The following is a 24,024-nucleotide window of genomic DNA, read 5'->3' as shown; positions in this document are numbered from 1 at the left end:
TCCACCGGCGGCGCTGCTCGGGCGTGGCCGGGCCGGCGAATTCGAACTTTCCGATCGGGTATCGCAGGTCCATGGGCGGCTCCTTCACCGTTTACCGGAACGTTCAGAATAACAGGAACGCGGCCGGGCCACGCATTCCTCCCCTCCATTCTCGTCGCTCATGCCATAATCCGACATCATGGCTGGGTCGGCACACCTCGAAGCCTCCGCCGCCGTGCGGGTCCCCGGCTTCTTCCGCAGCGCTCACCAACGATTGACCGGGATGATGCCCGCGGCCTGGGCGCCGTCGCCGCGCGCCTCCGCCTGACGAGCGACGACCCATGCTGCCGCTCTACGTTCTCGCCACGTTGCTCAGCGCGGTGTTGCTCTTCACCGTCGAGCCGATGGTGGCGAAGATGCTCCTGCCGCTCCTCGGCGGGAGCCCGGCCGTGTGGAACACCTGCATGGCGTTCTACCAGGTCGTGCTGTTGGCGGGGTACGCGTACGCCCACCTGCTCCCGCGCCGCCTGTCCCCGAGGGCCCAGGCGGCCGCGCACGTGGTCGTCCTGGCGCTCCCGATTCTCTTCCTGCCGCTCGGCCTTCCGACCGGGGCGGCGCCGCCGGCCCGCGGATCGCCGATCCCGTGGACGCTCGGCATGCTGCTCCTCGCCGCCGGCGCGCCGTTCTTCGTGCTCTCGACCACCGGTCCGCTCCTCCAGCGTTGGTTCGCGGCGAGCGGGCACGGGAGGGCGCGCGATCCGTACTTCCTCTACGCGGCGAGCAACGCGGGGAGCCTCCTGGGGCTGCTCCTCTACCCGCTGGCCCTCGAGCGGGCGCTCCCCCTCGGGATCTCGGGAGGGGAGGGTCGGCTCCAGCTCACCCAGCGCACGCTGTGGTCCCTCGGCTACCTGGCGTTCGCCCTGGTCGCGGCGTCGTGCGCGCTCTCGGCGGCACGGCGGAAGGGAGCCGAGGGCCGGCTCGCCCTCGCCTCGGATCACGGCTCTGGCCGCGCGGCGGCGCCGTCGTGGCGGACGCGGGCCCTCTGGGTTCTCCTCGCGCTGGTGCCGTCGAGCGCGCTCCTCGGCGCGACGCAGCACGTCACCGCGAACATCGCGGCGTTCCCGCTCCTCTGGGTGGTCCCGTTGGCGATCTACCTCCTGACCTTCGTGCTGGTCTTCTCGCCGCGGTGGCGCTTCCCCGCGCGGCGGTCGGGCCAGATCCTCGCCGTGCTCGCGGCGCTCGTCGCCGCGAGCTTCGTGGCCTCGGTGCGCTCGCAGGGTTGGATCCTGCTGCCACTCCACCTCGCGACCCTCTTCGCCGTCGGCCTCACCTGTCATGGCAGGCTCGCCGAGGAGAGGCCACACGCGACGCGCCTGACCGAGTTCTACCTCCTCGTGGCCGCGGGCGGCGCGCTGGGAGGCGTCTTCAACGCGATCGTCGCGCCCCTGATCTTCCGGAGCGTCGCCGAGTATCCGATCGCCCTCGTCGCTGCATGTCTCCTGCGTCCGCGGACGGACAAGGAGTCCTCGCGCGTCCCGTCGCGGGCCACGCGCGCCCTCGACCTGGGCCTTCCGCTCGCGCTCGCGGCGCTCATGGCCTTCCTCGCGGTCCTCCCGATGGCGCCAGGGGCCGAGAGCACCTGGAGCGACGTCGCGATCCGGGCCGGCGTCCCCGCCACGCTCGCGCTCGCGCTGATAGGCCGCCGCACCCGGTTCGCGCTGGCCGTCGGCGTCCTGATGGTGGCCGGCTGGGTGGAGAACACCGCTCCGGCCTGGAGCCTCCACCGCGAGCGGACGTACTTCGGAGTCCTGAGGGTCGCGATGTGGGAGAGCCCGCCGTTCAAGATGGTCGACGCCGAGGGTCACGAGTGGTTTCGCCAGGTGAAGTTCCACGTGCTCACGCACGGCGCCACGCGGCACGGATCGCAGGCGCAAGACCGCGATCTCGCCGCGATCCCCACGACCTACTTCCACCCGACCGGTCCGATCGGGCAGGTGTTCTCCGACCTCCTCGGCAAGGAGCCGCCGCGCGCGGTCGGCGTCGTCGGCCTCGGCGCGGGAACGCTGGCGGCCTACGGCCGGCCGGGGCAGCGCTTCACGTTCTTCGAGATCGACCCGGCGGTGATAGGGATCGCGCGCGACCCGCGCTACTTCACCTACGTCTCGCATTCGAAGGCGCGGATCGAGATGGTGCCGGGCGACGGCCGACTGTCACTCTCGCAGGTGCCGGACGGGGAGTTCGGCCTGATCGTGCTGGACGCGTTCAGCTCCGACGCGCTTCCCGTGCATCTCCTGACCCGGGAGGCGCTGGCCCTCTACTTCCGCAAGCTCGCGCCGGACGGGATCCTGGTCATCAACCTGTCCAGCAGGTTCATGCGACTGGAACGCGTCGTCGGCGCCCTGGCGTCGAGTCTCGGCCTCGAGATCCTGATCCGTCGCGACCGCGTGAAAGCCGCGAGAGAGGCCTTCGAGGGGAAGGACGGCTCGATCTGGGCGGTCCTGGCCCGGGACGCGGTCAGGATCGCGCCGCTGACGAGGGATCCGCGCTGGGAGGCTCCGGTGGCGGACTCCCGGTACCTGTGGACGGACGATTATTCGAACGTCCTGGGGGTCCTTCACTTTCCACGATAGCCGTCACTGTCGTCCTTTGCCCCGACGCCTGGCGACCTCCCGGAGCCCTGCCCCCGCGTACGCGTCGTTCGGGAAGGCGAGGAGCGTCTCCCGGAACAGGCGCTCCGCCCCGTCGAGGTCGCCGCGCTCCGTGAGCACGGCGGCCAGACCGTTCCTGGACGCGGGATGATCGGGACTGGACTCCATCCCCGCGCGGAAGGCGGCCTCGGCGTCGGCGAGCCGGCCCTCCGACAGGAGCGCGAAACCGAGGTTCGCTTTGGCGTCGGGCCTCCGGGGCTCGAGGTCGATCGCCTTCCGGAACGCGGCTTCCGCTTCCGGATACCGGCCCAGCGCCGCGAGCGCGGCCCCGAGCCCGTTCCAGGCGTAGGCGGAGGCGCCGTCGACCCGTGTCGCGCGCTCCAGGATCGGGACGGCCTCCTCGTTGCGGCCCTGGGCGCGCAGTTCCTCCCCCAGACCGACGTAGGACATCACGTAGCCGGGATCCAGATCGACGGCCAGCCGCTGCTCCGCCTCGGCCTCGGCGAGGCGTCCCTGCCGGTGGAGCAGCCGCCCCAGGTTGTAGTGGGCCCTCGGGTGGCGCGGGTCGAGGGCGATGCAGGCGCGGTAGTTCTCCATCGCCGCGTCGAAGAGCCCCTTGTTCTCCATCACGACACCCAGATTGAAGAGAAGAGCGGGGCTCTTCGCGTCGGGGGAGACCCTCGGGCCCCAGGCCTTGTCGAACGTCGCGAAATCGACCGCGGGCCTCTTCTCCGGGAGGCCATGGTCGAGAAGGGCATTGAACAGCTCGAACGCGATCCGCCGGTGGCCCTCGCGCGTGGGATGGACGTAGTCCTCGATGAGGTTGAACCCGACCAGCCCGTGAGGGGAGGCCTTAGCGAAGCTCCGCTCGATGTCGACGAGGATCACTCCTCGCTCGCGCCCGACCCGCCGGATCGCGTCGTTGAACGTGCTCAGGACCCGCGAGGGCATCGCGTCGCGGTCCCGCGCGAGCACGTAGGACGCGCGGGCGTCGTCCCACCGCCCGAGGGCCTCGTAGGCCTTGCCGAGGACGAAGTGGACCTCGGCGTAGCCGGGAGCGACGGCGCGTGCGCCCTCCAGGCTGAGGGCGGCGCTCACGGCGTCGCCCGCCGCCAGGAGCCGGCGCGCCTCCGCCAGCCGCTTCAGGACGTCCCGTCGGGCGTCGAGCCGGAGCCCGTCGGGGAAGACCGACCGATCGGGCGACCACCCGCTCAGATTGCAGGGAACCGTGCAGAGGACGAGCGGCACGCCCTTGCCGCGGGCCATCTCCGCGATCGCGCGGAGGTTCTCCTCGAGCGCCCGGAGGGCGTCCTGCCGGTCCCGATCGTCCACCGTGCTGCCGGTGTCGCGGATCACGTCCACGCCGAGCAGCTCTCCGGCGCTCCGGGGCTCCGCGTCCTTCTCCCCCGGCCGCGCGCGCGGCCGGATCCTCTCGTAAAGGCGTGTCATCGCGGAGTAGAGCCGCGACCGGAAGAGCACCGCCTGGATCCATCGCAGCTGCGGGCCCCGCTCCAGCTCCCGGCGCATCCGACGCTCGACGAACTCGTTGTGCGCCTCGAACATGACGAGCGCGTCGGGCGCGTAGTCGAGGATCTCCCGTGCGAGGATCCTGAGCCGGACCGAGCCGTACGACATGGCCGCGGCGTTCACCGCCTCGATCTTCCGGTCGCGATACGTACCCGCGAGCGCCGCTCCGAGGACGTGCGTGAACGCCGCGTCCGCGCCCCACGGGAAGCCGTAGGCGCTCGACCCCCCGATCGTGAAGAAGCGGAACCCATTCGCCGGCTTCCTCGCCAGGAACTCCTGGTAGTTGAACGAGTGGCGGACCGCCTGCGGGATGGTCCGGTAGAGGTCCCGACCGTCGTCTCTCTCGTACGCCCGCATCCGGGACGAGAACCCCTCGTAGGGGTCGCGGTCCGAAAGCAGGGTGCGGACGCCGAAAGCCCTGAGCGACGCCTCGACGAGTCCGACGATCGCGGCGGCGACCAAGAGTCCGATCGCGGCGTCCCGGACCCTCGAGCCGGCTCTCGCGGCGCGGTGCATGGCGGAAATCTCCCGCCGCGTAGCATACTACCTGCTCTGCCCCCGGGCCCTCGGCCCGTCCTGAAGTGCACCCTCGCGATGCGCGCGGCCGGGACGCCGGACGCCCTCATGAAACCGCTCGTGGGAAGGTGAAGCGCGCAGGACGTGCGCGGCCGCAACCGCCGGCCCTCATACGACCCTGCACTATAATGGGCTCAATGGGCATCGGCCAAATCCCCGAAGACGCCGGGAAGGCTCCTGATACCGTGAGGGGCGGCTCGGCGCGACTCCGGGCGTCGTCCAGGCGGCTGACGGTTCTCTCGGCGACGGTCGTAGCGCTGGCGGCGTTCGCGGCCTACTACAACAGCTTCGGCGGGCCTTTCATCCTCGATGACGTGCTCTCGATCGTGGAGAATCGAAGCATCACGCGCCTCTGGCCGCCGTGGACGGCGCTCTCGCCGCCCGTCGGATCCCAGACCGTCAGCGGCCGGCCGCTGGTCAATCTCTCGCTGGCGGTCAACTACGCGATCGGCGGCCTCAATGTCCGGAGCTATCACGCGCTGAATCTCCTCGTCCACGTTCTCGCGGCCCTCGTTCTCTTCGGCGTCTTGCGCCGGACATTCCTGTTGCCCGCATTGAGAGACCGCTTCGGTCGTGCGTGCACGCCGTTGGCGACGGCCGCCGCCCTCCTCTGGGCGGTGCATCCGCTGCAGACCGAGTCGGTCACCTACATCGTCCAGCGGGCAGAGTCCATCGTGGGGCTCTTCTACCTTCTGACGTTGTACGGTGTCATCCGCGGAGCCCAATCCCCGCGCGGGACCGTCTGGTACGCCGGCGCCGCGATGACCTGCCTGCTGGGAGCGGCCAGCAAGGAGGTCATGGCGACGGCGCCGCTGGCCGTGTTTCTCTACGACGGGCTGTTCCTGGCCGGATCGTTCCGCGAGGCGCTACGCAAGAGGTGGGGCCTCTACGTCGCGATGGCTGCAACCTGGGGGCTGCTGGGCTACCTCGTCGTCTCCACGGATCACCGCGGCGGTACCGCCGGTTTCGGGACCCAATTGAGCACCTGGTCGTATGCCCGGTCGCAATTCGGAATCATCGTCCACTACCTTCGGCTGTGCGTCTGGCCGAGCCCGCTGGTGCTGCACTACGGATCCGAACCGGCGAAGATCGCCCGTGAGATCGTCCCCTGGGCGACGCTGATCGCGATCCTGGCGGGAGCGACGGTCGTGGCATTGTGGCGCCGTCTTGCGATCGGTTATCTGGGAGCCTGGTTCGCCCTGGCTCTGGCGCCCACCTCGAGCATCGTCCCCACCGCCGACCTCGTGTTCGAGCACCGGATGTACCTGGCGCTGGCGGCGCCGGTGGTGCTGGCGGTCACCTGCGCCTACACAATGTGGGACCGACTCCTCGCCAGGATCGGAACCTCCGGCCCGGCAAAACGGTGGGCGATTCCGGCGGTCGTGCTGGTGGCTGTGACCGCGGCGCTGGGAGGCACCACGGTCATGCGGAATCGGGATTACCGGTCCAAACTGGCGATCTACCAGGACACCGTGAACAAGCGGCCTCGCAACTTCCGCGCGTGGGTGGGTCTCGGCTCCGCCTTGTTCGAGGAGGGCAAGACCAGCGAGGCGATCGAGGACTACGAGCGGGCTCTGCGCCTCAATCCCGGCTTTGCCGACGCGCACAACAACCTCGGCAACGCGCTGCTCCGCCTGCGCCGCACCGAAGAGGCCATCGAGCACTACAGGAAGGCGCTGCGGCTGGAGCCCAATTCTGCCAAGGTCCTCAACAATCTCGGGAAAGCCCTTGCCACGATGGGGAAGCCCCAGGATGCGCTCGAGTACTTCGAGCGGGCGCTGCGGATCGACCCCTGGCTGGCCGGGGCCCACGTCAATCTCGGCAACGCTCTGCTCCGACTGGGCAGACCGAAGGACGGGATCGGACACTACGAGGAAGCGCTGCGGCTCAGACCGGACGATGCCGAGATCAGCAATGACCTCGGCATTGCGTTGGCCCGCTCAGGAAGAACGCAGGAGTCGATCCGGTACTTCGAGCGGGCGCTGCGCCTCGAGCCCGCGTTCGCCGAGGCGCACAACAATCTCGGGAGCGCCCTGGTCGCCGTCGGCAGAGCGCCGGATGCCATCGGCCACTTCGAGGAGGCGCTGCGACTGAGGCCGGATTCCCCAGAGATCCACTGTGCGTTGGGCGATCTTCTGGCCTGGGCAGGCAGGACGGGCGACGCCGCATCGCACTACGAGCAGGCCATGCGACTGAAACCCGACCAGGTCCGGGCCATCGACGGTCTGGCGTGGCTTCTGGCGACGCACGATCGCGACAGGGGCGGTGATCCGGCCAGAGCCGTCGGCCTGGCCCTCCGCGAGCGCGAGCTGACCGGCGACGGTGACGCGAGGTCGCTCGATACCCTGGCCGCCGCGTACGCCGCCGCCGGCCGGTTCCAGGAGGCCGTGGCGACGGCGCAGCGGGCGGTGAGTCTCGCATCGACGGCGGGGCAGGATCAGATGGCGAACATCATCGAGACCCGTCTCGGATTCTACCGGGACCACCGCGCGTTCCGTGAGGCGGCCCGTCCGGCGGAGGGCTCTCCTTTGCCCGGTCTTCCCAGAGCACCGTGATCGTCGTATCCACCGCGAATCCACCGCGCGTTCGCGCCGTTCCGTGCTATCTTCGGACCCGTGTCATGGTGAAGACCCGTCTGTCCGTCATCGTACCCGTCTACAACGAAGTCCGCACCGTCGAGGCGCTCATCCGCCGGCTGCGGCAGGTCCCCCTCGAGATCGAGCTGATCGTCGTGGACGACGGCTCGACCGACGGCACGCGGGAGAAGCTGAACGCGATGCCCGGGATCGACCGCCTGATCCTGCACGCGGGAAACCGCGGCAAGGGGGCCGCGGTCCGCACCGGGATCTCCGCGGCGACCGGGGACGTCGTGGCGATCCAGGACGCCGACCTGGAGTACGATCCGTTCGACTTCGTTCCCATGCTCGAGCGCATCGAGAAGCACCGGGCCTCGGTCGTGTACGGCTCCCGGATCCTGGGTAAGAACCCCATGAGCTACCTGGCCTACTACATCGGCGGTCGCGGTCTCACCTGGATCGCCAACCGACTGTACGGCCTCGCGCTCACCGACGAGCCCACCTGCTACAAGATGTTCCGCCGGGAGATCCTCCGGGAACTCGACCTCCGCTGCGAGGGATTCGAGTTTTGCTCCGAGGTCACGGCCAAGGTCGCGCGTCGCGGGCACCGCATCGTCGAGGTCCCCATCCGTTACGAGCCCAGGACCCTCCGCCAGGGGAAGAAGATCCGCGCGCGCGACGGGCTCATCGCCATCTGGACCCTCCTCCGCTGGCGATTCTGGCGAGGCCCCTCGCCTCTTCATCCTGACCGGCGGTGACGTGTCCCGATGGAGGCATGCAAGAACCCGCTGCGCATCGACGTCGATCTCGCCGCGCGCCGATGCAACGGACGTTCTCCGCTCCCGCTTCTGAACAGGCGGCCCGCCGTCACTCCGGTCGAAGCGTCAGCATCGTGAGCCGGCCGGGGTCGTAGAAGCGGCGGATGAAGGTGTTGATCTCATCGAGCGGAAGTGCCGCGGCCTTCTCGGCCTGCCGGTCGAAGAACCCGTACGGGAGCCCGTGCCGGCGTTCCGTCATCGCGGTCGCGAGGATCTGCCCTGGCGACTGCCGGAGGAACGCCCGGCGGCCGGTGACGTTGCCGGCCGCCATCGCGCGCTCCTCTTCCGTGATCCCCTCGGCGTGGAATTTCGCGAGGACGTCCCGGATCCTGCGCTCGGTCGCCTCGGCGTTGTCGGTGCGCGTGAAGGTCCCGATCGCGTAGACCCCGGGATCGAGATCGTCGTCATCGGACACGTCGGCGCCGTAGGTGTCTCCGGATTCCTGGCGCAGCGCGACCATGAGGCGCGAGTTGAAGTGGCCGCCGAGCGCATGGTCGGCGATGAGCGCCGCCGCGTAATCGGGGTCGAGCCAGCCGAGCGAGTCGCGCCCGTACGCGAAATAAACCTGCGTGAGCCGGGGAAGCCGGACCGTCGCCTCGCGGGGCCTGCGGTCGGCAGGCGCGACCGGACCGAAAGCGGGCCTCATCCCGGCCGGCTCGTTCCCGGCACGGGGCAGGAGCCCCTGGGCGACACGGCGCGCCTCCTCGAGGCCGAGGTCGCCCGCGAAGCCGACGACGCGCCCGGGAATCCGCACGAGAGCGTCGCGCGCCGCGAGTAGCTTTTCGAGGTCCTTTCCCGGAAGCTTCGGTCTCTCCGACGGGCGGCGGCGCGGGTCGTCCTCGCGGAACAGCAGGCGCACACCCGCTTGACGGAGAACGAACTGCGGGTTCTTGAGGGCAGCTTGCCAGTTGATCTTCATCTCCTGCCGGAGCCGGGAGAGCGCCTTCCGGTCCAGGTCGACACCCCTTAGGACGTCCCGCACGAGCTCGAGCGCGGCGGGGAGATCCTCCTTGCCGCAGGTCAGGAACATCGTCGCGGAGCGTGCTCCGGTCGACAGCGAGAGCCCGGCCGCCAGGCGGTCGGCCCTGCGGCGGAGGTCCCCCTTCGAGTCGCGGAGCTGCAGTTCGAACGCCACGCCAGCGTCGTGCTCCTCGACCCACGGGCTCCAGGTTCCCGCGGCGAACTCGAGGCGAATGGAGACGACGGGCGCTCGGTGGTCCTCGACCAGAAGGCCCGTCGTGCTCTCGTCCACCTGCCATTCCTGAACGGTGTCGATCGAGGCGGCCGGGAATGCGAGGAGCGCGAGCGCCGCGATCGCTCCCGCGCGAGATAGCCTGACGAGGGAACGTCCGAGGGAGTCTTCCATCACCGGCCTCCGAAGAGGGGGTAGAGCCAGCCGAAGAGCCGGACGTAGAGCGGGACGTGCTCCGGCCGGACGTAGAGCCGGATCGGCTTCGCATCGAGGACGTACTTGCGGAACGCGGCCTCGACCTCGGCGCGGGTCACGTTCTCGATTCGGGCGGCGCCGTCGAAAGCGCGCGCCTCGTCACCCTCCCACCAGGCCGCCCTCCCGATCTCCGAGGCGACCTGGTCCGCGAAGAAGACCCGCGTCTGCTCTTCCCGGGCCAGAGCCTTCTTCGCCGCCCTGAAGCGCTCCTCGTCGAGCCACTCGAAGCGACCCAGCGCCGTGAGCGCCTCGTCGAGATGGCGGAACGCCGTCTTCTCGCGACGGTACGGCAGGCTCGCCGAGAAGAACAGCAACAGCCCGCCCCGCCGCATCGACTCGATCAGTGTATTCGCGTACACCGCCCGGTTCCGCTTGCGAACCAGCTCGTCCTCGAACGGGTCGAGGGAGCCGCCCGCGAGGAGCTCCTGGACGAGGAGCAGGGCCGCGTGGTCGGGGTGCGTCGGCGGTGGCAGGGGGAATCCGGCCACGGCGATCTCGGCGGGCGGCAGGTCCTCCTTGAGATCGAGGGTGCCGGGGTACTTCCACGTGTCGAGCGGCGGGACGTCCCCGGGGGTGATTCCGTCGGCGGGCAGCGGTCCGAACACCTCCCGGATTCGTGCGAGCACGGCGGGTGCGTCCACCGGGCCCACGACGACGAGATGGGCGTTGCGCGGCCGATAGTAGCGCTCGTAGAAGTCGCGCGCGTGCTCGAGGGTCGCGGCGGCGATGTCCTCCTTGGTCCCGACGGGGGAGAGGGAGTACGGGTGCTCGCCGAAGATCCTCTTCAGCGCCTCGGTGAAGAGCCGGCTCATCGGGTCGTTCTCGGTCGAGAGCCGCAGCTCTTCGGTGACGATCCGCTTCTCGTTCGCGAGGTTCTCGTCCGTGAGGGACAGGTTCACCATCCGGTCGGCTTCGAGGTCGAGCAGGGGGAGGTGACCTGCGGGTGGTATCGTCGAAACGTAGACCGTCTCGTCGAACGACGTGTAGGCGTTGACGTACCCTCCGAACCTCTCGTGGTGGTCCCAGACCGCGCGCTTCGGGTGCGCCGCGGTCCCGCCGAACATGAGATGCTCGAACAGGTGGGCGACGCCCCGTGTCCGAGGCTCCTCGTTCGCCGAGCCCACGTGGTACCACACCTGGGTCGCCACGATCGGCATCGTGGAGTCCTGAAGGATCGAGACGCGGAGGCCGTTCGGAAGGGTCTCCGAGACGTACCCCGGCGGCGGCGCTGCCGCCGCAGCTGCCGCGGAAAGCGCGATCCCGAAGACGATCCAGGCGAGGCGACGTGACGGTCGCATGGAGCGGTCCCCCTGTACTCGGATCCTGGGCGAACTCTACACCCCCTCCCCTCTCTTTCGACCCGCCTCGTCTCTCGTGCGCCGGAAAGCGGGATCGGGACGACGTCGATCGCCTCGACGAAGGGCTCCAGTCGCTTCGGGGACATCGCTTCACAGCCCCGCCAACGGCTCGCTGCTGCGCCGCGCCAGGGCGGTGCTCGATATTCCGGCGGCGAGGGGACAGGGAGCCGAGTTCGGCAGCGAGCCGAGGTCGCACCGCTCGGCTCCTCGCGCTCCGGTCAGTAGCTTCGCGCCCGCTGCTCGGCGGTCTTCAACTTCGTACGTGCCGCTTGGAGTCGCTCGAGCAGCTCGACGGTCGCGGTGACGCCCCACGTAGGATCGCGGCCCGTTCCCGAGGCCGACGCGCTCGTGTGTCTTACGACACCGACCGAATACCTGTCGTAGCGGAAGAGGGCGCCGTATCCCGGGGAGAGCTCCTCGCGAAGGACCAACAGGAGAGACGCCCCCAGGTAGTGCCGTTTCTGCTGGTCGAGGCGGAACCGGTATCGCACGAACCCGAGAGGCTCGATGAAAAGAGCCCCCTTCGCGCGGGTTTCCGAGAAGTCCGAGCCGCCCGTGATCTCGGCGCCCACCGACGGGTGGAGGAGCACCCACTCGATCGTCGGGAGCCTGTAGATGGAAAGCGGCCTCCGGTGGACGAGATCGTTGAACACGCGCTCCCACGGGAACTGGCCGAATCCGTCCGTGATCACCCACATCCAGGTGTCGCTCAGCTTCTTCAGCTGGGCGGCTCCCTGACTGAGGGCCGGCTTGTTGTAACCCGTGACCGCGGTCTCGACCGCCCGGGCGGCCTCGGTGATCGCCGTTCGTTCGTCATCGCGCGCGAGACACGTGCCGGACGGTCTCGAATCGAGGGGAAGTCCGTTCTCCGCGGAGAGTTCGACCTCGTCGTCCTCTGCCAGGAAAAGAACGCTTCGACTGTACGTGCTCCCGTCGTAGGGAATCGAGTCCGTGTGGGCTGCGAACTCGAGCGCGAGGTACGGCCCGGCCGACTTGAGGCCGCCGACCAGCCCGCCGAGCCTGAGGATGACCCGCGCGGGCGCGCACGGCTGTCCCGTCTTCGCCGCGGTCGGCCAGCTCGACTCGAGGATCCGGATCTGTCTGGCGGCCTCATCGCAGACGGTCTTCTTCGCGACATCGAGGCCGGCGCAGTCGTCGGCGCGCGCGGTTCCCACGGCCGCGGCCAAGACGAGTCCGAGGCTCAGGGGCACGATGAGCCGAGTGAGAGCGTTCTTCCGCATATCGCCCCTACAGCATCGACTTCAGGGCGTCGACGACGTAGCGAAGTTGGTTGACGAGCTCCGTCTCGTTCTCGGGATCCGGTTTCGGGATGGACTTGAGTTCGTCGATGTACTGATCCACCTCGGCGACCTTCTCGAACTCTCCGCCGAACCGCTTGACGCCGTAGTACTGGTCAATGGCCGCCTTGAGATCATTCGCGGGGAGGTTGTTCGGGTCGGGGAGGCGCAGAATGGGCCCATGCACGGCCGGGTGCTCGAGGTAGTGCTCGATGCTGTGGATGTTCCGGGCGTAGTAATGCTCGACGGCGAAGCGGAAGTAACCGCTGGACTCGTTCGCCTGCAGGTCGAAGCCGCGGACCCAGGGGATCGGGTCCAAGCGATGGAAGACGTTGCGATAGGTAACGCACAGGCCGTTCGCCGCGTACCTCTTAGGAAGCAGTCGGCTCTCCGTGTAGGCCTGCAGTCCCTTGCGCTGCAGGAGCCGACTCGTATTTGCGACCATGACGATTTCGCGAAACAGGAAACCCGGCGGCAGGCCGGGCCAGCCGATGCCCGGGGCGGGGGTCGCCAGCGCGTTCACGGCCTCCATCGCCACGGCCGTGCCGAGGCTGTGCGCGATGATCGAGAATTCCGTGTCGCCGTCGCTCTTCTTGGAGATCACGTCCGCCAGCGCCGCGGTGACCCTGGCCACGACGGCCATGCGCGTGACCTCCACGAGGAAGAGAACGACATCTCCGATGTAGGTCCAGACGAAGCTGCCTTCGGTTGCACCGTCCAACCAGGAGAGCGCGTCCTTGACCTGGGGGAACAGCGCGCTCGCCTTCAGTTGTGCGAGGTCCTGGTCCCATCGCTGGAGCTGCGCGTCGAAGACATCGTCGTACGTGATCCCGACGAAATCGACTTGCTTGCTCGGCGGAGCGCTGACGGTCGCGTAGCGGCTCCCGAGCTGATCGATCTGCTCGACAACGCCGTTCCACCAATTCGCCGGGTGAACGCCCACGCCGTGGATCAAGAACACGACTTGTTTCGGCACCCTGTTCCTCCCGCGACAGCCGCTTGGCCCGCCGATCGACCGCCGGCCTCACACCAGGGTGGTGCGTCCTTCGTCCCGGACCGGATGCGGATCCCGAACCTGCGCTCTCAACTTACGAGAATCGGGAAGCACTCCATTCGATCTTCGAAACCCATGGGCACTTCCGAAGAGGAATGCTGGATCATCCTGCCTTTCGCCCCGAAACGACCCATCCAAGTCCATTCTCCTCTCGGTCGCCGGGTGAATTCAAGCTGCTCGCCGCGAGGTCATGGCGGGGGCCGGCGCTCGCCTGGGCGTAACGGATCCTCCTCCTCCGCCCGGAGGTGCCAAGGCGCAGCGCGGCGCCAGCGGAGCGAACGCCTATTGCAGGGCGCGGGGGGGAAGGGAGCCGGGAACGCGATCGCGCCGTATGATGTCGGTCGCGCCGCGTCGGCAGAACCGTGCCCACGACCGACGTGGCCCCGGTAACTCCGGGGAAGGGCTCATGTCACCGCGCGAAGGTACGCAGTCCGGCAGGATCCGAATTCCCGCGATCACGGGCATCATCTTCGTTTCGGTCCTTCTCGTCGTCGTCCTGTTCGTGAACATCGTCGGGCGCGCGGATCGCGCCACGCCGAGCTCCAGCCTGGGGGCTCCGGATGTCGTCCCACAGGGTGACACGTCCACGGGCCCAAGTGCTCCGAAGCCTCAGAACGGTCAGGGCGTGGTCGAACGTCTCGATGCGGCGCCGGATCGGACCCGAGCCGGCCGAGGGAGCGAGACGCCGACGGAGCGCCGGTACGACGAGCGGGGCGCGGACGCCGGCGCCAGCTCCCAGCCGACGCGGACGCAGCGCCCGCCAACCGTCGATGTCCGCCAGTCGCCGGAGGGATCTTCATCGGACGCACCCGCGGGCGGATCGCACGCTGTCGCACGGGGCGTCGCCCCGTCGGTACCGGTGGCGGCGGGGTCCCGTTCCAGCGCACCCGACGTCCGGCAGGGCGGCCCCGGGGTCCGTGACCCCGTCGCGTCACCCGCGCCGGCCGCGTCACAACCCGAGGGCGCCGCACCCGCGGAGGCACCGGCGGTGCCTCCCGTGGACCCGAGCTCGGACCGTGGGCCGCCGGTGCTCGTCGGGCTCCGCTTCGAACCGCCGGAGATCGGCGGCGGCGACGCGACCACGCTCGTGATCGGCGCGACCGACGACCTGTCCGGGGTACAGAGAATCGTGGGGAACCTCAGCAGCCCGAGCGGAACGGCCTCGCTGCCGTTCCACGTCGAAGGCGACGGCACCGCCACCACGTTCAGCGTCCCGATGGCGATCCCCAAGGACGCCGAGACGGGACTCTGGTACGTCGCGACCCTTTACATCGTCGACCGTGCGGGCAATCCACTGAACTTGAGATTCACGCCGGCGACGGTTCCGGCGGGAGGGGCGCTCAAGGTCGAGTCCGCACAGCCGGACTCCACCCCGCCCACGGTGCACGACGTCCGGGTGGACAAGCTGACGCTGAACGGTGGCGAGCGGAACCCGATCCGCGTCGAAATCGACGACGATCGCTCGGGGGTCGCGAGCGTCACGGGGTTCTTTCAAAGCCCCACGAAGGCCGCGATCCTCCCGTTCGCCTGCCACGCCGGCGAAGACCCGGCCTTCTGGGAAGGCGAGGTGACGGTCCCTCGTGACGCCGACTGCGGGACCTGGAGCCTGGAGAACCTCAGGGTCGTCGACGGCGCGGGCAACATCGCCATCGTCTCGGGCGATTCTCCGTTGATCGCTCGAGTCGAGTTCGGCGTCTCGAGCGACCAATGCGATTCGACTCCGCCGACGCTCGAAGCGTTCACGCTCACGCCGACCGCGGTCTCCAACGAGTCCGCCACGGACATCCGGGTCACCGCCGTGGTGAGCGACGTCGGGAGCGGCGCATACTCGCTGAACGGAGTCGCCTCCGGGCCGGCAGCGACGAGCGGACTGGTCCCGACCCTCTTCTTCTCGTGCGCCCCGCCCGCGAACGACCCGTCGGGCGCCTGGATCGGGACGATCGTCGTGCCGCGGTTCGCCGCCAAGGGCCTCTGGCGGGTGACGCTGGTGCGGCTGCAGGACCGGGCGCTCAACAGCCGCGAGTACAACGCCGGCGACCCGGCCGTCGCGCAAGGAGTGTTCGAGGTGCGTTGAGACGGCAGCGATCCCCGGGTCAGTCATCGCCGCGCTTCGACGTATGATGCGCCTCCTGGCACGGAGGAGACTCATGCGAATTCGACTGGCGCGACTCGCGATCGTCACCATCGCGGCGGGCTTCGCGGCGCAGTCCTCGGCGTCAGGCTCCTCGCCGGAACGGACGCTCCCAATCCGGGATGCTTCCACGGCGCCTCGCTGCACACGGAGCTCTGGTCGCTCGCGTCCGCCGGCCTCCCTCCAGCTTCGGTGCTGCGCATCGCCACGCGCGATGCCGCGCGCAGCCTGGACGCGGACGACCTGGGAGAGATCGCTCCCGGGAAGCTCGCGGACCTCGTCCAGCTGGAGGCGAACCCGCTGGAGAACATCCACGCCACGGCCCGGATCTGGCGCGTCGTGAAGGGGGGCTACATGTTCGATCCGCGGCGGCTCCAAACCGGCCCCCTGAGGCGGCGAGGTCCGCTGCGCCCACGGCCCCCGGGCACGTGGCGCGTTCGTTCGACGCCAGCGGTCGCGGGCGCGCCGCATCGTCTTGCCGTTCAGGCGCTTCGCCGGCCGGTGCTCCCCACGTCGAATTTGTCGAAGATCCACGGTCAGCGTATAGGAACGGGGCCTCGGCTCGGGGGTCTCGGGGGGGGCCTGAGAGGTCGGGTGGTCTTGCGATGAAGCTCGCCATCGTTCGCAGGGATCCAGTCGCGATGCTCGTCCTCTTGGGCTCGCTGTCGACCGCGGCGGCGCAGCAGACGCTCTACGTGGACGCGGTGAACTGCCCCGGTCCCGGAACGGGCACGCCGGCCAACCCGTACTGCAAGATACAGGACGCGATCTGCTACCTGAAGAACAACGTCCCCGCCGGAGGCACGGTCCTCGTGCGACCGGGAACCTACGCCGAGGCCGTTCGGATCTTCGGCGGGATCAGCGTCGTCTCGACCGACGGCCCCGCGGTCACGACCATCAACGCCTCCGGGAAGCCCTGCATCCTGTCAACGTGCGCTCCGAACACCGCGACCACCCAGTGCACCGCGGTGCAGGCGACCTCGGTGAGCGGGGTGGGTCCCACGTCCGCGGACCGGATCCAGGGTTTTCACATCACCGGCGGCAAAGGGTACGTCTGGACCACCGGCACGATCTCGTCCGTGGGGGGCGGGATCTTCGTGTGGGGCAACAGCTCGCCGACGATCACGCAAAACGAGATCGTCGGGAACTCGCTGGCCGCCACGACGACCAAGCTGTTCTACGGCGGCGGGATCTACATCGGGAGCAACATTGGGGGTGGCCAGGTCCCCGCGAGGCCGGTGATCACCCAGAACCTGATCGAGGGAAACGTCGCCGATCCACCCGCGGGGACGAACAACAGTCCTTCGTACGGGATCGGCGGGGGGATCTACTCGGGGTTCGACGCGGCGCCCGCCATCGACGGCAACACCATCCGGAGCAATCGCGGAGGCGGCGCACTGAAGTCCAATCAGATCAGCGCCGGCGGCGGGATCGCGATGTACGGGCGCGCGGCGGCCGGATCCCCGTTGATCTCGAGGAACCTGATCCAGGTCAACACGACGACGAACTGGGCCGGGGGTCTCCAGGCCGGCGGCTTCACCGGCGGTACGGGCGTGCTGAACGGCGTCGGGATCGTCGAGAACAACGTCTTCGACGGCAACAGCTCGACGCTCGGCGGCGGCGCCCACACGTCGTCGACGACGATCGCCTTCCGGAACAATACGTTCGTCAACAACGTGGCGTCCTACGGCGGGGCCGTCTACCTCGAGCCCGGGAGCACCACCGGCCTGCCGACACTGGCGAACAACCTGCTCACGTTCAACTCCGCCAGCAAGTCGTCGGGCGGCGGCGGCGTCTGCGTGGGCGGCGCGTTCAATCCCATCGTTCGGTACAACGATCTCTACGGGAACACCCCGCAGAACGTCGCGTGCACGAAGTCCGACTCGAGCTACATCGCGGTGAACGGCAACATGTCGGCGGACCCGCAGTTCGTGGATCGGGCGAACAAGGACTTCCACCTTCTCTCGAGCAGCCCGGTGATCGACGTCGGGGAAAACGCGAACGGCGCCGCGCAGGACAGGGACGGCGCTCCCCGTCCCCAGGACGGAGACTACGTCGGGGGTCCCGTCGTGGACATGGGAGCGTACGAGTTCTCGCCCGACTACGACCGGGACGGCATTCCCGACTGGCAGGACCCCGACATGGACAACGACGGCGTGCCGAACGCGCAGGACTGCGCGCCGCTCAACGCCGCCGTTTGGTCGCCGCCGATCGAGGTCCAGGGTCTGCGGGTGGACAAGGCCGCCGCGACCCGTCTCGGTTGGACGGCACAGGGGCAGGCGCCGTACTACGACGTCGCGGGCGGAGCGCTGTCGGACCTGCGGTCCGGCCAGGGTACGAACGGCGCCACCTGCTTGAGAAACGACGACGGACAGCCGGCATGGGACGACGGGTCCCGGCCGGATCCCTCACCCGGCCAGGGGTACTACTACCTGGTTCGCGCGCAAGACGTCTGCGGGTCCGGAACCTACGGCTTCGCGAGCACCGGGGGTGAGCGCCGCCCTTCCACGGATTGCCCCTAATCCCGGCTTCCTGCTCCCCGCGCTCGTTCCCGTCGCGGATCCCTGGCCGAACCACCGAAGACCGGGAGCCCGAGGCCGTCAGTTCGCGCGCTTCAGGATCAGCGGGCCGTAGAGGCCGGAGAACAACTGGTCCACCAGCTTGAGCCGCCTCACTTCCCGCTCCCCGGCGCCTCCTTCACCCCCAGCGACCGGCCGAGCGAGAGGATCCGCAGGCCCACGAAGCCATGGGCTCTGGCGAGCGGTCGGATCGATCCGGACCAGCCTCGCCCGGATCACGACCAGGAAACGGCCGATGACCCGGGTCAGCTCGCGACCCTCGTCTCCCGCTTCGTCACTTCCAGAGCGGCACTCGACCGGAGGTTTCGGACCTCGCGGGTCTCCGGCGTCACCTCGTCGACGAACTGGGCGTGGTCCTCGGCGGCACGGAATTCCGCCGTGGCGCGAACGGTGTCCCCCAGGGCCTCGTAAGCCTTGAAGAGCGCGTGGTGGGCGTAGAAACGGAGGATGCGGTCGTCCTCCTGGATGGCCCAGGCGAGGACGTCCCGCAGCAGCGCGAGGCTCTCCTTACTCCGTCCGAGCTCCTGGAGCGCGCGTGCCTCGTCCAGACCGCGGACGGCTTCGAGCCGTTTGAACCCGCGGCTCCGAGCCAGCACCCTGGCCGCTCGCGCTGCGCGGCGGGCGCCCTGCCAATCTCGCCGCTCTCGGAGCAGCTTGACGTGCACCCCCAGAGCCGTGGACTCCCCATACACGTCCCGCGCCCGTCGGTAGGCGGCCACCGCCGTCTTGAGCGCCGCCTCCGCCGGCGCGAACGCCCCCAGCTCGGCGAGAATCGAGGCCTTTTCATGGAAGACCCACGCACGCTCCCGGTGCTGGCGGGATTCGAGCCGCGCTTCGGCCCGGGCGAGAAGGCCGAGCGCTCCATCGCAAGAACCGAGGCCGCGCCAGCACTTCGCCGCCTGCGTCAGGGCGGGGACGAGGATGCTCTCATCGGGCGGCTCGAAGAGCAGATCCTCCACGATGTACCGCGCGAGAGCGAGCCGGCCCAACGAGCCGGCCGCGACGGCCATCCCGAGGAGCGCCTTCTGTCGGCTCACCCGTTCTTGAGCCCCCGTCGGCGTACGGGTTCGCGCGGCAAAGAACCGCGCGAGCGCCTCGCGGATGTTGCCCGACTTCCAGTTCTCGACACCTTCACGACCCAGCCCCTCGAACGAACCCGTCAGCACCACCGATTCCGCATTCTCCTCGAGGTCGAGAAGATCCGCGGCGAGCTGGATCGGGAGATCGTAGAGCTTGAAGAGCCGGTAGAGTCGGCGGACCCCCAGATCCGTCTTCCCCTGCTCCGCTCGCGCGAGCGTCGCGAAGTGCACGCGCTCGCCCGCCGTCCCGGAGCGGGCCTCCACCTCGCGTAGGCTCAAGCCCAATTCCTCGCGACGCCGCCGGAGAAGCTCTGCGAGAACCTTCGAGGGGTGAATCGCGGCTTTTCTCATGCGCGAATGAATACACCCATTCGACGTTTCTGGCAACGGTCGAAGGTCGAGTCCTTAGGCGAATCGTCTCCCGGCCCCGTTCCCGATGACGATTGTGTATCCCGGTCGCAACAAACAACGTATATCTGGCAAGACGTGAGACGAGTGGCCCGTCGGCTAGCCAGAGGAACGACCTCCCTTCACGGGTGGGCGAGGAACGACCCCGGCGGCGCGGGATCTCCCACACCCATCGGTCCGCCCATCCGCCGACGCGCGGCGCCCACTCGGGCCAGGGCCCGCCCCCCACCATGCTCGTCCGCCCCCGGCCGCGGTCCGCCCTTACTTCCCCGGCGACTCCGACCCGAGTCGCCTCCAAGAAAAGGAGCCTTGCCATGAAGCCTCTTCTCGCCTTCTTTCGCACGGCCGTCATCGTTCTCGTTCTCTGCGTCGCCATGGTGCCGATCCACTCCGGAGCGCGCCTGAATTGCGACGTTTCGGGGATGGAGGTGTCCGGGAGCAGCGTGATCGTCGCGCTCCACAACGCGGATCAGGAAACGGAGCTGGTTCAGGTACGCATCACGGTGCTCCTGGACGACGACACGATCGAGACGCTCACGAGCGCGCCGCTCTCCCTCGAAGCCGGGGAGACGGCCAGCGTCCAATTCCAGGCCTCACGGACGGTCTCGTCCATTCTGGACGGTCCGGAACCCTGGCCGTTCTAGCTTGTTGACCGGGAGCCCGCCGGATCGCCGGGCCGAGCCGGCGGGCTCCTTTCGGGCTGGCTCGAGGCGGTGTCGCGAGCCGCGGCCGGTTGCCCGCCGCTCGAGAGGGGGGTGTCGCCGCGAAATTCACGGTCGTTGCAAGGTCAATACATACGACGTATCATTCAAATCCACGAGCCGCAGGACTCGGAGGAACGGCCCTGGTTCACGGATCGTCCCATGCAACGCTCCGATCGCTCCGTGACCGGCCGCGCACGCCCGGGTCGGGGGGGCTTCATCGGCCGCTGGCGGCGGCCATCGGCGCCGCATGGCTCCAGGCACTCCGCACCGAGGAGAGATGATGGCACGGCGAGTCTTCTTCAGCTTCCACTACACGAACGACATCTGGCGAGCGAACCAGGTTCGGAACGCCCATGTCGCCGCGGGAGCGGGGGCGGCCGGCTTCTTCGATCGCTCGGAATACGCGGAGGCCAAGAGGTCGGGCAAGGACGGCATCGCGCGCATGATCCTCCGGCACCTCAGGGGCACCTCGGTCACGGTCGTCCTGATCGGACGGGAGACCGCGGAGCGCCCCTGGGTGAAGTACCAGATCGAGAAGTCCATCGAGCGGAAGAACGGCCTCGTCGGCATCTACATCCATCACATGAAGGACGCGAATGGCGAGCCGTCGCCCTGCCGCGGAGGCAAGCCGGTCGTCCCGGAAGGCGTGGAGTTCCCCGCCTACGATTGGGACGATCGCCTCGAGAGATTCCGGTGGGAGATCGAGGCCGCGGGACAACGCTCGGACGCGCTCCGCAGCACGCGCCCACCGCGCGACGGGGAAGTTCGCGGCATGAACGGCTCGTGAGACCCCACGACGACGCGGAGCGCCGGACTCGTGGCGGCTCGCACTCCGCCGCCGATCCCGTTCACGCCACGCTCAGGGCTCTCCTGGCTCAGCCGGCGCTGCCCCTGCTCCGTCCCGCCGTCCGTTGACGCTTTCCCCGTTCCGGGATGTCGCGCTCGACCGAATCCGGCTCGAACTCGAGACGGACCCGCGTGCCTCGGCTCGGGTCCGCCGCGATCTCGAGCCGCGCCCCGATCGCTTCGGCCCGCCACCGCATCCCGTCGAGGCCCGACCCGTGGCCGGGCGCCGGCGGTCCCGCCTCGCCGAGCCCGCGCCCGTCGTCGCTCACGGAGAGCGTCCAGAAGCGCCGGCCCGGCACGAGCGAGAGCGTCACCTTCCGCGCCCCCGCGTGCGTCGCCGCGTTGTGCAGCACTTCGAGCCCGAGCAGAGCGACGTTGCGGCGAACGGCCAGCGAGAGCGGCACGACGGGAACCGGATCGGGTAGGTCGACCTCGAGCCGCGGCTCCGGCCCCGGGAACATCGCCTCGCCGCGCTCGCGGAGGTGCGCGGCGAGCGACGCGGTGTTCGCCGCCCCGGGTCTGAGCGTCCGCACCATGTCGGTGAGGGAGTCTCCGAGTTGGCGCGAGACGTGGCCGATCCTCTCGACCAGCGCCCAGCGCCGTTCGGCATCGACGCCGGGACGCGCGGCGACGCCGGCGAGGATGCCGATGGTGCCGAGCCCCGAGCCGAGCTCGTCGTGAAGGTCCATCGCGATGCGGGCCCTCTGGCGCTCCAGGCGCACGAGGACGGCGATGCGCGTGCGGTGCACCGCGTACGCGGCCCCGGCCGCGGCGGCGAGCGCCGCGAGGAACACCCACGGCTCCAGGTACCACGGTCGGCCGACGGAGAAGGAGAAGAGCGCCGGCTGGGGCGACCACCGCACGCCGTCGAGCGTCGCCTCGACCTCGACGCGGTACTCTCCCGGGGCGACGTCGACGAACCTGAAGAGCGGGTTGGCGGTGGGTGGCGACCACGGCTCGTCCGGGCGGAGTCGCGACCGGTACCGCAGCAGCGACGGGTCCCGGTAGCTCGCGGCGGCGAAGCGCAGCTCGAGCCGGTTCCGGTGGTGCGGCAGCCGCAAGGCCTCCGCGACCGGCAACGGGCGCCCGTCGATCGAAGCCTCGGCCAGCGCCACCGCAGGAGGGGGCACGGCAGCGCGCCGCACGCCGGCGGGAACCTCGAGCACGCCGATGTCGACCGAGAGCCAGACCCCGCCGTCCGAATCCTCGATCGCGTCGGCGACCCGGGTCTTCCACACGCCTTGCCAGGCGCCGGGTTGCTCGACGATCTCCCACCCGTCGGGCTCCCCCGGCCGCTCCGCCGCACGCACCGCGTAGCCGCATCCCGTCAGCCACGCCGTGCCGTCCGCGTTGCGCGTGATCGACGAGGTCCACTGAGAGGCGAGACGAGCGGAGCCGGGGATCGGCTCCCAACGTCCGCCGCGATGGCGGAAGAACCCCCGGCCGCCCACGGCGGCCCACGTGTCTCCGCTCGGCATGGCGGCGAAGCCCTCCCACGAACCTGCGCCCGGTACCTCCTGGCAGGTCCACTCGGGTCGGCCGTCGCCCTCGACCTGGCGCACGGCGGCGCGGCAGACCCGGTCCCCCCGCGCGACGAAGAGATCTCCGCCCGGCGACTCGAAGGCGCGGTAGCCGCGCGGGGTGCCGCGATCCTCGCCGGGGATCGAGCGCACCACGAGACGCGGGGCGTCGTCCCCCGCCTCGAGGCGGAAGACTCCCAGGTTGGTCGGAATCCAGATCGAGCCGTCGTCGCTCGCCGAGCAGCGCCAGTTCCCCCGCAGTCCCGGCGCGCGGACCGCGTGCATCCCGCCGCGCGCGTCCCACACTCGGAACAGGTCGTCCCCCGCCTGCCAGACGCGCCCCTCGGCGTCGACGCACGGCGGGTAGATGCTCCCCGACGGCACGCGCTGCCACGAAGCGCTCGCGGGGCCGCGCGGCGTCCGGTGCAAGCCTCCCCACAGGGCGTGCCAGAGCGCATCCTGCGTGACGGCGAAGCTGCGGCCCCCTCCCGTTTCCTCCGCCATGCGCGTGTCCGGCTCGGGCATCTGCACGAGGCCGAACGGCGTCGCCACCCACAGGCTGCCCTCGCGGTCCACGAGAAGGGGACCGCCCCCCTCGGCCCCGATCGCCGGCGTGACCCACTCGGGCGGTGCCCCGTCGCGCTCCGCCACGATGCCGGAGTCGTAGGCCGCCCAGAACGTCTCGCCCCGGCGCACGACGTCGATCAGCCGGTGGGGCTCGTGGAACAGCGCCTTGTCCTTCCCCGCGGCCCAGAGGTGGACGCTGCCGTCGGCGCAGCCGAAGACGATCGATCCGTCCGCGAGCGACCGCACGGCCACGGGATCCGCCGCGCGCGCGAGGGTCGTCGTCCGCCCGCCAGGGGTGATCCGGAGCAACGCATCATCCGTGACGGCGAGCACGGTCTCCCCCCGGTCGGCGAACAGAAGTCCGATCTCGGGTCCGGGCTCTAGATCGACGGGCTGCCAGACTCCGCCGGGGGCGAGCCTCTCGAGGCGGCGATCGAACATCGCCCAGAGGGCCCCGTCTCCCGTGAAGGTCGCGAACCGGACTCCGTCCGCCGGACGGCCGTCGGGCCCTTCGAGAGGGGAAGCGGCATCCCCCGCGGCCCGCCAGAGGCGTCCATCGGCGTCCCTCAGGATCATCGACTCGGAAGCGGTGCCTCCGATCGGAGTCGCGTTCAACGGAATGACGAGCCGGAACGCCTGCCCGTCGTACCGAAACACCCCGCCCGGCGTGCCGATCCAGAGGAAGCCATGAGCGTCCTGGAGGACGTTCGAGCAGTAGCTGACGCTGAGACCGTTCGACGCGTCGAAGCGCCGCGCGAAGACGACCCCCGCGCTCGCGCTTCCCGCGGCGAGCGCGGCCAGCAGCCCCGCGAGCCCCGCGAGGGCGGCCCGAGCCGCGAGGTTCCCGATGCCGCGTCCCCGATCCTCCGGCGCACCCATGGTGCGCCCGATTCTAGACCGGGTGGAGGA

General features: G+C 69.6%; 14 protein-coding genes and 1 pseudogene. 8 read left to right on the top strand and 7 right to left on the bottom strand.

The window, feature by feature from the left end; all coding sequences use genetic code 11:
- The first annotated feature begins 320 nt into the window (after nt 1–320).
- Entirely contained in the window at nt 321–2,609 is a 2,289-nt protein-coding gene (locus LAO51_06880) for a fused MFS/spermidine synthase (GenBank protein MBZ5638470.1), read from the top strand.
- A gap of 3 nt (nt 2,610–2,612) precedes the next feature.
- Here the strand turns inward: LAO51_06880 and LAO51_06875 are convergent, their stop codons facing one another.
- On the bottom strand, nt 2,613–4,670 hold the full coding sequence (locus LAO51_06875; GenBank protein ID MBZ5638469.1) for a tetratricopeptide repeat protein: 2,058 nt from the start codon (nt 4,668–4,670) through the stop codon (nt 2,613–2,615).
- A 245-nt stretch (nt 4,671–4,915) separates the two neighbouring features.
- Between LAO51_06875 and LAO51_06870 the strand changes: the two genes are divergently transcribed.
- A complete protein-coding gene (locus LAO51_06870) occupies nt 4,916–7,285 on the top strand; it encodes a tetratricopeptide repeat protein (GenBank protein MBZ5638468.1) in 2,370 nt (789 codons plus the stop codon).
- Nucleotides 7,286–7,350: 65 nt separating this feature from the next.
- Nucleotides 7,351–8,064 (top strand): glycosyltransferase family 2 protein, encoded by a 714-nt coding sequence (locus LAO51_06865; GenBank protein MBZ5638467.1) that lies wholly within the window; start codon nt 7,351–7,353, stop codon nt 8,062–8,064.
- Nucleotides 8,065–8,173: 109 nt separating this feature from the next.
- Here LAO51_06865 and LAO51_06860 read toward each other — a convergent pair whose 3' ends face one another.
- From LAO51_06860 to LAO51_06845, 4 genes are all read right to left on the bottom strand, one after another.
- Nucleotides 8,174–9,490, bottom strand: coding sequence for an insulinase family protein (locus tag LAO51_06860; protein MBZ5638466.1), 1,317 nt, complete (start codon nt 9,488–9,490; stop codon nt 8,174–8,176).
- Complete coding sequence (locus LAO51_06855) at nt 9,490–10,869, bottom strand: insulinase family protein (protein ID MBZ5638465.1); 1,380 nt, start codon at nt 10,867–10,869, stop codon at nt 9,490–9,492. The genes LAO51_06860 and LAO51_06855 overlap by 1 nt, the downstream gene beginning before the upstream one ends.
- 278 nt (nt 10,870–11,147) lie before the next feature.
- The gene (locus LAO51_06850) at nt 11,148–12,170 is read right to left on the bottom strand and encodes a hypothetical protein (GenBank protein MBZ5638464.1); all 1,023 of its coding nucleotides are present in this window, start codon (nt 12,168–12,170) and stop codon (nt 11,148–11,150) included.
- 7 nt (nt 12,171–12,177) lie between these two features.
- Nucleotides 12,178–13,203 (bottom strand): hypothetical protein, encoded by a 1,026-nt coding sequence (locus LAO51_06845; GenBank protein ID MBZ5638463.1) that lies wholly within the window; start codon nt 13,201–13,203, stop codon nt 12,178–12,180.
- A 1,066-nt stretch (nt 13,204–14,269) separates the two neighbouring features.
- On the opposite strand from LAO51_06845, the gene LAO51_06840 reads away from it, so the two are divergent.
- The 3 genes and pseudogenes from LAO51_06840 to LAO51_06830 all read left to right on the top strand — a co-directional run bounded on the left by LAO51_06840 (nt 14,270) and on the right by LAO51_06830 (nt 17,934).
- A complete protein-coding gene (locus LAO51_06840) occupies nt 14,270–15,355 on the top strand; it encodes a hypothetical protein (protein MBZ5638462.1) in 1,086 nt (361 codons plus the stop codon).
- Nucleotides 15,356–15,460: 105 nt separating this feature from the next.
- Nucleotides 15,461–16,021 (top strand): annotated as a pseudogene (locus LAO51_06835) (amidohydrolase family protein).
- On the top strand, nt 16,018–17,934 hold the full coding sequence (locus LAO51_06830; protein MBZ5638461.1) for a hypothetical protein: 1,917 nt from the start codon (nt 16,018–16,020) through the stop codon (nt 17,932–17,934). The pseudogene LAO51_06835 and the gene LAO51_06830 overlap by 4 nt, the downstream one beginning before the upstream one ends.
- Before the next feature lie 302 nt (nt 17,935–18,236).
- Here the strand turns inward: LAO51_06830 and LAO51_06825 are convergent, their stop codons facing one another.
- Nucleotides 18,237–19,349, bottom strand: a complete 1,113-nt coding sequence (locus LAO51_06825; protein MBZ5638460.1) for a hypothetical protein — start codon at nt 19,347–19,349, stop codon at nt 18,237–18,239.
- Between the two features lie 443 nt (nt 19,350–19,792).
- Here LAO51_06825 and LAO51_06820 point away from each other — a divergent pair, with 443 nt between their 5' ends.
- On the top strand, nt 19,793–20,122 hold the full coding sequence (locus LAO51_06820; protein ID MBZ5638459.1) for a hypothetical protein: 330 nt from the start codon (nt 19,793–19,795) through the stop codon (nt 20,120–20,122).
- A 340-nt stretch (nt 20,123–20,462) separates the two neighbouring features.
- Entirely contained in the window at nt 20,463–20,969 is a 507-nt protein-coding gene (locus LAO51_06815) for a TIR domain-containing protein (GenBank protein MBZ5638458.1), read from the top strand.
- Between the two features lie 88 nt (nt 20,970–21,057).
- Here the strand turns inward: LAO51_06815 and LAO51_06810 are convergent, their stop codons facing one another.
- The gene (locus LAO51_06810; GenBank protein MBZ5638457.1) at nt 21,058–23,994 is read right to left on the bottom strand and encodes a hypothetical protein; all 2,937 of its coding nucleotides are present in this window, start codon (nt 23,992–23,994) and stop codon (nt 21,058–21,060) included.
- Between the last annotated feature and the right edge of the window lie 30 nt (nt 23,995–24,024).

This window comes from Terriglobia bacterium, assembly GCA_020073205.1.
Taxonomy (GTDB): Bacteria; Acidobacteriota; Polarisedimenticolia; order Polarisedimenticolales; family JAIQFR01; genus JAIQFR01.
The sequence above is the reverse complement of the archived record's forward strand: the minus strand, read 5'-3'. Positions and strand labels throughout refer to the sequence as shown.